Annotated in this window: 5 protein-coding genes and 1 pseudogene; 5 read left to right on the plus strand and 1 reads right to left on the minus strand. The window is 50.1% G+C overall.

Annotated elements, in window-relative coordinates; all coding sequences use genetic code 11:
* Positions 1–67: 67 nt before the first annotated feature.
* Genes Q0231_RS09870 through fdhD form a run of 3 tightly spaced genes read left to right on the plus strand, consistent with a single transcriptional unit; the run spans position 68 to position 5,275 of the window.
* Positions 68–1,627 carry an NADH-quinone oxidoreductase subunit NuoF gene (locus tag Q0231_RS09870; RefSeq protein WP_299347492.1) on the plus strand — a complete coding sequence of 520 codons (1,560 nt, stop codon included), beginning with the start codon at positions 68–70 and terminating at the stop codon, positions 1,625–1,627.
* A gap of 10 nt (positions 1,628–1,637) precedes the next feature.
* The gene (fdhF, locus tag Q0231_RS09875) at positions 1,638–4,490 is read left to right on the plus strand and encodes a formate dehydrogenase subunit alpha (RefSeq protein ID WP_299347494.1); all 2,853 of its coding nucleotides are present in this window, start codon (positions 1,638–1,640) and stop codon (positions 4,488–4,490) included.
* Positions 4,490–5,275, plus strand: coding sequence for a formate dehydrogenase accessory sulfurtransferase FdhD (fdhD, locus tag Q0231_RS09880; protein WP_299347497.1), 786 nt, complete (start codon positions 4,490–4,492; stop codon positions 5,273–5,275). Before fdhF ends, fdhD begins: the two co-directional genes overlap by 1 nt.
* Here the strand turns inward: fdhD and Q0231_RS09885 are convergent, their stop codons facing one another.
* Positions 5,276–5,884, minus strand: coding sequence for a carboxymuconolactone decarboxylase family protein (locus Q0231_RS09885; protein WP_299347499.1), 609 nt, complete (start codon positions 5,882–5,884; stop codon positions 5,276–5,278).
* Positions 5,885–6,057: 173 nt separating this feature from the next.
* Here Q0231_RS09885 and Q0231_RS09890 point away from each other — a divergent pair, with 173 nt between their 5' ends.
* Together Q0231_RS09890 and Q0231_RS09895 are read left to right on the plus strand one after the other, a co-directional pair.
* Positions 6,058–6,711: a GntR family transcriptional regulator gene (locus Q0231_RS09890; RefSeq protein WP_299347501.1), complete on the plus strand. Its 654-nt coding sequence runs from the start codon at positions 6,058–6,060 to the stop codon at positions 6,709–6,711.
* Positions 6,712–6,851: 140 nt separating this feature from the next.
* A pseudogene (locus Q0231_RS09895) lies at positions 6,852–7,036 on the plus strand (nitroreductase family protein); the annotation flags it as partial.

Raw genomic sequence — 7,036 nt, forward strand, 5'->3', positions numbered from 1 at the left:
CAGCAGAGGTGAATGGCAAGCTGATCGCACGCGTTGATGGGCAGCGAATTGCGGACGAGGTAGTATCATGAGCAAACAGCGTATTTTTGTGCCGCTCGACAGCGCTGCAGTTGCGTTGGGCGCAGATGATGTTGCGGCTGCGATTGTTGGAGAAGCCGCTGCGCGCAATTTGGATATTGAGATTGTCCGCACAGGTTCTCGAGGTATGCATTGGCTTGAGCCACTCATTGAGGTTGAGGTTGAGGGACAACGTGTTGGCTATGGGCCAACTCAGCAAGCAGAAGTTTTGTCGCTTTTTGATGCAAGTTTTTTAGAGGGCGCAGGTCACGAGAAATCCGTTGGGATTGTTGAAAATCTTCCATTCATGAAAGACCAGCAACGCCTGACCTTTTCGCGATGCGGTATTACGGACCCACTTTCCCTCTCTGATTATCAAGCGCATGGCGGGTTGGATGGCGTTAAACGTGCAATCAAACTCCAACAAAGCGATATTGTTGAGGTCATCAAAACTTCTGGATTGCGCGGTCGCGGCGGCGCGGGTTTTCCGGCCGGCATTAAATGGGACACTGTGCAAGGTGCGCAGGCAGACCAAAAGTACATCGTTTGCAACGCAGATGAAGGCGACAGCGGCACATTTGCTGATCGCATGATTATGGAGGGTGATCCATTGCTCTTGATTGAGGGCATGGTGATTGCTGGATTGGGCGTTGGCGCAACCAAAGGCTATATTTACTTAAGGTCTGAGTACCCGATTGCGGCGCGCATTCTCAATGAGGCGATTGAGGTCGCTAAATCAAACAAGTTGCTCGGAGATGACGTGCTGGGATCGGGAATTGCATTCCATCTCACCGTGTTCATTGGTGCAGGTGCTTACATCTGTGGCGAAGAAACATCTTTGCTGGAAAGCCTTGAAGGAAAACGTGGGTTGGTGCGTGCTAAGCCGCCGTTACCAGCGCTTGAGGGATTGTTCGGCAAACCAACACTTGTGCATAATGCTTTGTCCTTGTGCGCAGTGCCGTGGATATTGGCCAATGGCGGTGACGCATATGCAAAATACGGGCAGGGGCGTTCAAAAGGCACTCTAGCGTTCCAGCTGGCGGGTAACATAAAGCAGGGCGGTTTGTTTGAAACCGCGTTTGGCGTTAAACTGGGTGATCTGGTCAATGAATATGGCGGCGGCACAAGAACAGGCCGACCCTTTAAGGCCGTGCAAATTGGTGGCCCATTGGGTGCCTATTTACCTGAAGCAATGCTCAATTTGCCTATGGACTATGAAGTCATGGCACAAAATGGCGCAGGCGTTGGCCACGGTGGCATTGTTGTTTTTGACGACACCGCTGATTTGATGGCGCAAGCCCGCTATGCGTTTGAGTTTTGTGCTGAAGAAAGTTGTGGCAAGTGCACCCCATGTCGTGTGGGTGCGGTGCGCGGCGAAGAGGTGATCGATAAAATCGCAGCAGGCACTGACTATGATCAAAACATGGTTCTGCTTGAAGATCTGTGTGAATTGATGGTTGACGGTTCACTGTGCGCGATGGGCGGGATGACGCCAATTCCGGTGATGAGCGCAGTTAAACATTTCCCTGATGATTTTGCGCCGCGGCATGTCCGCGAAGCGGCAGAATAGGAGATAGAATATGCCTATCTTAAAGGAACAAGATTTTGGAACGCCAAAGTCGAAAAATGATAAAACCGTTCAAGTTGAAATTGACGGCTTTGCGGTTGACGTGCCGGAAGGCACCAGCGTCATGCGGGCTGCATCTGAAATTGGAATCGACATACCAAAGCTTTGTGCAACTGATAGTTTAGAGCCTTTCGGCTCATGTCGGTTATGCTTAGTAGAGGTTGAAGGCCGCAAGGGAACGCCTGCTAGTTGCACCACCCCTGTTGCGCCCGGCATGAAGATTTCAACCCAAACGCCTCGGCTGGAAAAGCTGCGGCGCGGGGTGATGGAACTTTACATTTCAGACCATCCGCTTGATTGCCTTACTTGTGCGGCAAATGGGGACTGCGAGTTGCAAGATATGGCAGGTTCGGTCGGTTTGCGCGATGTGCGCTATGGCTATGACGGTGCGAACCATTTTGATGCCCAAAAAGATCAAAGCAACCCGTATTTTACCTTCGACCCAGCCAAATGTATTGTTTGTTCGCGTTGCGTAAGAGCTTGCGACGAAGTGCAAGGTACTTTGGCACTCACTATTGATGGGCGTGGATTTGGCAGCAAAGTCGCTGTGGGCGCAGAAGACTTTTTCTCCTCTGAGTGCGTTTCTTGTGGGGCTTGCGTGCAAGCTTGTCCAACTGCGACTTTGCAGGAAAACACGGTGATTGAACATGGTACACCTGATCGTTCTGTTTTAACGACCTGCGCCTACTGTGGTGTTGGCTGTTCGTTCAAAGCAGAGATGAAGGGTGATCAAGTTATCCGCATGGTGCCGTTTAAAGACGGCAAGGCAAACCATGGACACTCATGTGTTAAAGGGCGTTTTGCATGGGGTTATGCCACACATAACGACCGCATAACCAAACCAATGATCCGGGAGAAAATCTCCGACCCATGGCGCGAAGTATCGTGGGATGAGGCGATTGCGTTTTCAGCTGAAAAACTGAAAAAGGCGCAAGCGGATCACGGCGTAAAAGCGATTGGTGGCATTACTTCTTCACGTTGTACTGCTGAGGAAGTTTGGGTGGTGCAAAAAACCATTCGCGCCGCTTTTGGCAACAACAATGTGGATACCTGCGCGCGCGTTTGCCATTCACCAACTGGTTATGGGTTGAACCAGACTTTTGGCACCTCGGCCGGTACGCAAGACTTTGATAGCGTTGAAGAATGTGACGTGATCATTGTGATTGGCGCAAACCCGACAGATGCACACCCGGTTTTTGCCTCGCAAATGAAACGCCGTTTGCGTGAAGGTGCAAAACTGATTGTGGTTGATCCACGCAAGATTGATTTGGTGAAGTCTGCCCACATTGAAGCAGATCATCACTTGCCGTTGAAGCCGGGGACCAATGTTGCGGTGGTGAATGCACTTGCACACGTTATTGCGAAAGAAGGATTGATTGACGAGGAATTTGTGCAAGAGCGTTGTGACTTGCAAAGCTTCAACGAATGGCGAAATTTCATTCTTGATGACATAAACGCCCCTGAGACCATTGCTGCGGAGAGTGGCGTTGATGCAGAAGAAATCCGAAAAGCCGCGAGGCTTTATGCAACCGGCGGCAATGCAGCGATCTATTATGGGTTGGGCGTAACCGAACACAGCCAAGGGTCTACCATGGTCATGGGGATGGCGAATTTGGCAATGGCGACTGGCAATATTGGTCGGCGCGGGGTTGGCGTAAACCCCCTTCGTGGCCAGAACAACGTGCAGGGCTCGTGCGACATGGGCTCATTCCCACACGAGTTACCTGGTTATCGCTCGGTTGCGGATGATGCAGTGCGAGGTACGTTTGAAATGGCGTGGCAACGCGACCTAGACGCGGTGCCGGGCTATCGTATTCCCAATATGTTCGACGAGGCAATTGCTGGAAAATACAAAGGCATGTACGTGCAGGGCGAGGATATCGCACAGTCCGACCCCAATACCCATCACGTTGAAGCCGCACTGAAAGCGTTGGACATTTTGATCGTTCAGGACCTTTTCCTCAACGAGACGGCGCGCTTTGCGCATGTGTTCTTGCCCGGCACGTCGTTCCTTGAAAAAGACGGCACTTTCATCAATGCAGAGCGTCGTATTAACCGCGTTCGTCCAGTGATGAAATCGGCGACTGGACTGGAAGAATGGGAAGTGACTCAGCGTTTGGCAAACGCAATGGGTTACACAGAAATGAACTATTCTGATGCCTCGCAAATCATGGATGAGATTGCAGCGCTTACGCCCACGTTTGCCGGTGTCAGTTTTAAGCGATTGGACGAAACAGGGTCTGTGCAATGGCCATGCAACGAGGATGCGCCCGAGGGCACACCCATCATGCATGTTGATGGTTTTGTTCGTGGAAAAGGCGCATTCATCATCACTGAATATGTGCCAACAACTGAAAAAACCAATCGTAAGTTCCCGCTGATCCTGACGACAGGACGGATCTTGAGCCAATACAATGTAGGTGCGCAGACGCGGCGTACTGACAATGTGGATTGGTGGGAAGAAGATGTGCTTGAAATTCATCCGTCGGACGCTGAGGCCAAAGGTATTCAAGATGGGCATTGGGTTTCTATAAGGTCCCGAAAAGGTGAGACAACGTTGCGCGCTCTGATATCGGAACGGATGGCGCCCGGTGTTGTTTATACAACCTTCCATCATCCAGAGAGTGGGGCCAATGTGATCACCACCGAGAATTCGGATTGGGCGACCAACTGTCCTGAATACAAGGTGACAGCGGTTGAAGTGACCCCTGCAAATCACAAATCTGAGTGGCAGGAGCATTATGCTTTGGAAACACCTTCGTTGCGCAAAATTGTCAAGAAGGTGCCTGCAGAGCCCGCTGAGTAATGGGTGATCCACAGGATAAATCGGACAATGCCCGCCAATTGGAAGTGTCCATTGGCGGGCAAATGGCCGCTTGGCAAATTGCTGAGGAATGCCCGGTTGCGCTGGTTTACAACCAACGCAATTATGCAGTCATGTTGGCCACACCGGATGACCTTGAGGATTTTGCTGTTGGCTTCTCGATTTCAGAGCGAGTAGTGAATGCTGAAGATGAGATTAAGTCGATATCTGTGCAATCTGTGGATGCTGGTTTTGACATAAAAGTTGAAATCGATCCTGCACGGTTGGAACGTTTGGATATACGACAAAAGCGAAGGAACCTTGTGGGGTCGGCGAGTTGCGGGCTTTGCGGGCTTGAGAATGCGGATAGCTTTTTAGCGCCATTGCCCGAGGTTGCCGATCGGTGTTTGAACTTGCCAGACGACGTGATTTCTAAAGCCGTGCAAGAGTTGCCCGCGCGTCAAAGGCTAAACGCGGAGACCTATTCAGTGCACGGGGCGGCTTGGGTTGCCTTGGACGGATCGATTGAACTGGTGAGAGAAGACATAGGTCGCCACAATGCTGTCGACAAATTGTTGGGCGCGCGCGCGCGGCAATCGGGCCAAGCAGATGGCTTCATGCTTGTAAGCAGTCGCTGTTCGTACGAGATTATCGAAAAGGCAGCACGCCATGGCGTGCGGGCTGTAGTCTCCATTTCTGCACCAACCGGCTTTGCGCTAGACAAAGCAGCGCAATCAAATATCGGACTTTATTGTTGGTCAAAAGAGGGGCCGGTCCGGCTTTTCTGATTATTTGTGCGTCCAGTCTGTTGGGTCATTTGAGTTATTTGGCGACAGGCCAATAATGTCGCCGTCAAGTGAGCAACCAAGTCCCAGAACAGTTCTATTGGCATAGGCAAAATAGGCTATTACTTGGTTGATCTCTAAAATTTCACCATCATCAAACCCAACTGTCCTGAGTTTTTTTACATCGTCTTCAATCATTTTTGCCGGGGTGAGTGTAAGTTTTTTGGCATAGGTGAGGGCCAAGACCTCTTTGGTGTTGAGGGGCGCGGCTTCTATGTTGTCTGTTGTAATTGCATCGCGAATAGCGCGAGCTCTCTCTTGATTCATGAGGTCTCGCTTCAAACCTACAAAGTGATGTTCAAAGCAATAATCACATTTATTGAGGTAGCTGACATAGGTGCCAATTGTCTCTAGGAACCATTTGGGTAAAGAGTTGCTCGAATGATGCAGGACATACTTATATATGGCCATGTGGCCTTCCATCGTGTTTGGACGCAGCGAATGCATCATCATGATGTTATCAACGTTGTTGTCTGGTCCGGTGATGCGTTCATATAGTTGGCGCAGTCGTCCGGTTGCATCGGCAAAATTGATTGTCTTTATCCAAGCCATAAATCCTCGCTTTTTGACAAATCTTTCGAAGTTTGTGCAAATTGTCAAAGAAATCTACAGCTTTGTCGGACAAAGTTGTCAGTCGGGTCTGATTTGACTAGGTTGGGCTTTGAAATGTTAGTTTGAGTGACTACAACCAGCCAAGGAACTTGGGAGAGGGAGGAGCGGCACAAATGGCAGGATCAAATGTAGAGGCAGTTGTAAACATAGTCACGGAGGCTGTTCGTACAGGCCGCCTCGCGCCGGGAACGCGACTGGTTGAAGCTGATTATACACAGGGTCTTGGCTATAGCCGGAGTACGGTTCGAGAAGCGTTTCAACGTCTTATTTCGTCTGGTTTGTTGGCCTTTGAGCGTCATCGCGGAGTTTCGGTTTGCAAGTTAACCCGTAAGCAAGCAACGGATGTTTATTGCGTGCGGGCCACTTTGGAGGGGCTTGCAACGCGGCTTGCAACTCCATACGCTCAGGAAAACCCAGAACGGTTTGTGCAATTGCAAACTCGATTGGACGAGGCCGTGGCAGCCGCTGATTTGAGCCTTTTTTCGAAACTCAATACAGAATTTCACAGCCAAATTGCGTTGGCGGCCGACAACGATTACCTGCTGCACGCGATCAAGCGTTTCGAAACCTCAATCTATTGGCTGCAGTTTCGTGTTTTGGTGGGGCAGAATGCCGTGTTTACAACAAATGACGATCATCAGCTTATTGTGAAAGCAATGATCAGCGGCGATCAAATTGGCGCAGAAGCGGCGATGGTGCAGCATATTCTTAAAGCTGGGGATCTCGTTCAAGCGCTGGACGATGACTATTTTCAAGTGTCGCACTAGGCGAATTTTCTAAGCTTGGTTTTTACATTTTATCGCCGTCTTTTCTAGGATTTCGCTTTCTTGTGAAAATCTTCTACTTGACTGACACGTCAATTCCATTATTGTCTGACAATATGATCAGACAATAATGGGGGAAGAAGGTGGAAAATCAATTTGACAAAGACTTTGAAGCTGTGGCGTTGCCAGATTTTCAAGAAAAGTCATTAGAGGACATGCGCGCAGCAGCTGATGCCTTTTACCAACGGGTGCGCAAGCGGCATACCGTTAGGGATTTCTCAGATCGGCCCGTGCCGCGGGACATCATTGAAAAATGTCTTTTGGCTGC

This window comes from uncultured Maritalea sp. (assembly GCF_937139385.1).
Lineage (GTDB): Bacteria > Pseudomonadota > Alphaproteobacteria > Rhizobiales > Devosiaceae > Maritalea > Maritalea porphyrae_A.